General features: G+C 65.4%; 3 protein-coding genes and 1 pseudogene. 3 read left to right on the top strand and 1 reads right to left on the bottom strand.

Annotated elements, in window-relative coordinates; genetic code table 11:
• Window positions 1–809, bottom strand: a pseudogene (locus tag LQV45_RS24180) (M10 family metallopeptidase domain-containing protein); the annotation flags it as partial.
• A 255-nt stretch (window positions 810–1,064) separates the two neighbouring features.
• Between LQV45_RS24180 and LQV45_RS24175 the strand changes: the two are divergent.
• The 3 genes from LQV45_RS24175 to wecB form a co-directional block, all read left to right on the top strand.
• A complete protein-coding gene (locus LQV45_RS24175) occupies window positions 1,065–1,598 on the top strand; it encodes a YdcF family protein (RefSeq protein ID WP_230009163.1) in 534 nt (177 codons plus the stop codon).
• Between the two features lie 69 nt (window positions 1,599–1,667).
• Window positions 1,668–1,994 carry a hypothetical protein gene (locus LQV45_RS24170; protein ID WP_230009162.1) on the top strand — a complete coding sequence of 109 codons (327 nt, stop codon included), beginning with the start codon at window positions 1,668–1,670 and terminating at the stop codon, window positions 1,992–1,994.
• 51 nt (window positions 1,995–2,045) lie between these two features.
• Window positions 2,046–2,804: non-hydrolyzing UDP-N-acetylglucosamine 2-epimerase (wecB, locus tag LQV45_RS24165; RefSeq protein ID WP_230009161.1), on the top strand; the 759-nt coding region annotated here is incomplete at its 3' end.

Raw genomic sequence — 2,804 nt, 5'->3', positions numbered from 1 at the left:
TCCGGCATGAGGTCGAAGTGCGAGATACCCATGAGGTCCAGGTTGTCGCCGTAGGTCTTGATGCTGCAGGTGGCATCTGCAAACCCGGCGAACGGACCGGAGGCCACGTCCATGGCGCCGCTGCCGCACAGCAGGCTGTTGGCATGATCCATGCCGAGGGCGTGCCCGAATTCATGTGCCAGGACCGGAGTGGAGAGCCGGCTGTTCTGCGGCATCAGGATGCGGCCGCCAATGTTGCCGTTGCTGTAGGTCATTCCCGCGGCGCCGTTGGTGAGGTAGGCGCCGGGGATGAACATGACCAGCGCCGTGTAGGAACTCTGCGTCCAGCCCAGCTCCTGGGAGACGATGTCCACGATCTGCGCCGGCGACTGCTTGGAGGTCGCGGCGGACTTGTGCAGCTGGCGCGAGGAGGCCAGCGCAATGTCCACCCGGCCCGCGGTGGCGTAGGCCCAGTAGCGGTTAGCGGCGCTGAGCGAGGCCTTCGCAGCGGCCATGGGGACGGCCGCGTCCGTTTCGGCTGCAGTCTTGTCGGCCAGCTGCACCGTCACCAATGTGGTTTTCAACGTGCCGGCCAGCGGCGCGCTGACGTAGGTGTACTCGGACTTTGCCCTGCCTGCAGGAGGTTCCGGGCGCACAAAGTCATCCACCTGCCCCTGCGGGCTTGGATCCGACACCGCCGGCACGGCACCAGTCTGCATGGCAGCCGCCGGCGCCAGCGCTCCGGCGGACACCTGTCCGGCGGCCGGCACCTCGACAGCGGCCACGGCGGCCTGCGGCAAGGTTGCTGCCAGCATCACGGCGGCAATCACGGTTGCCGCTATGTTTAGTTTTCGCAAGATTGCTCGCTTAGGGGTGAGACCGCAGGTGGAGACCTGTTGGTGGGAGCGACGTAAGTTGCCTACAGCATAAACGGCAATCCACATCCAAAATCACAACTGCATCACGCATTCTTTTATGCAAGTTTTGGCGCAGTACCGGCGCACCATTTCGCCACCTGAAAACCGCGTGCCAAACTCTTAGCCGTGCTTCCTTCCGTTGCCGCGGTGAATACCGCCACCCGCAGGGTGCTCGCCGTCGCCGTCGGAGGCCTCCTGCTGTGGCTGATCATCGCCCTCCAACTGTTCGTCAACGTGGACCCGCTCAGCGTGCACCGGACGGACGCCGTCATCATGCTGGGCGGCGCGGCGTCGGAACGCCTGCCGGTGGCGCGCCAGTTCCAGGCCGATTTCCACGTTCCGGTCCTCGTGATCTCGCACACGGACACCTTCGGCAACCGGGCGGCGGATGAGGCGTGCAATTCGGCCGCCTTCCCCAACGCGTCCGTCATCTGCTTCCGCCCCCCGGACCTGGACACCCGCGGCGAAGCACTGGCAATCTCCGGCCTGGTCAAGGCCAACGGCTGGAAGTCCGTCACCGTAGTGACGTCCAGTTATCACCTCACCCGCGCGGGGCGCCTGATTGGCCAGTGCACGACGGCGGACGTACAGATGATTGCCTCACATCCGGACCTGGATTTGGCCCAATGGCTGCGGCGGTTTGTGATCGAAACCGGAGGACTGATCGACGCTTCCCTGCGGCCGGAATGCGCCAATCAGTGAGCGAAAATGTAAGAATTGAAGCCGTCAGGTCGAAGCCGGACGATTCATTGAACTGAGGAGGACGATACGTTGGAGAACCCTGCCGACGGCGCTCCCCCACTGACCGCAGCACCGCGGCACTTGCGCCGGCGCCGCCTGCACGAGGACATTCCAGATACACTCCTGGTCCCGGACGCCGAGCCGCTTCCGCTGTCCGCAGGCCGCGCAGCGCGTGAACAGGCGGCCGAAGAAGCATCGCCCCGGGATCGTCCAGCCTCGGCCAAGCGGGCCGCCGAACTGGACCCCACCGACGAAGAAATGGCCTACCGCCGCAAGCGCCTTGCGGCACTGATCGCCGTTCTGGTCGTGGTGGTCAGCGTCCCGGCCCTCGTGATCGCCCTGTTGCTGCTGGGCTGAACCCGCCCGGCCTAGCCGTTACACCACAACCAACCTGCTGGGGGATAGTCCATGCACAGCATCATGCCGATCTTTGGAACCAGGCCGGAAGCCATCAAGATGGCCCCGATCGTCAGCGCCCTGCAGGAGTCCGCGCACTTCGACTGCATCGTGACTGTCACCGGGCAACACCGCGAGATGCTGGACCAGGTCAACGAACTGTTCGGCATCGTCCCGGACCACGACCTCAATATCCTGCGGCAGGGCCAGACCTTGTCCGCCATCATGACGCGCACCATCGACGGCCTGGAGACACTCTTTGCCGGGTCCAGGCCGGACGCCGTCGTGGTCCAGGGCGATACCACCACGTCCACGGCCGCCGCCATCGCGGCCTTCTACCACGGCATCCCCGTGGTGCACGTCGAAGCCGGGCTGCGCAGCGGAGACCTGCTCTCGCCGTTTCCCGAAGAAGCCAACCGCAAGATCACCAGCCAGATCGCCCGCCTGCATCTGGCCCCCACCTCCACCAGCAGGGAAAACCTGTTGCGGGAAGGCGTCAGCCCAGAAGACATCGTCGTGACCGGCAACACGGTGATTGATGCCCTTCTGGCCACGGTGGACAAGCAGCTCCCCTTCACGGACCCCCGGCTGGAAGAGCTGGCCACCAGCGGCCGCCGAATCCTGCTGGTGACCACCCACCGCCGCGAAAACCAGGGCGATGCCATGCGCAATATGGGACGCGCGCTGGCCCGGATCGCCGATGCCGAGCCGGAACTGACGATTGTCCTTCCCGCGCACAAGAACCCGGTGGTGCGCGAGGCGGTGCTGCCC

The organism is Microbacterium sp. Bi128 (assembly GCF_918698205.1).
The sequence above is the reverse complement of the archived record's forward strand: the minus strand, read 5'-3'. Positions and strand labels throughout refer to the sequence as shown.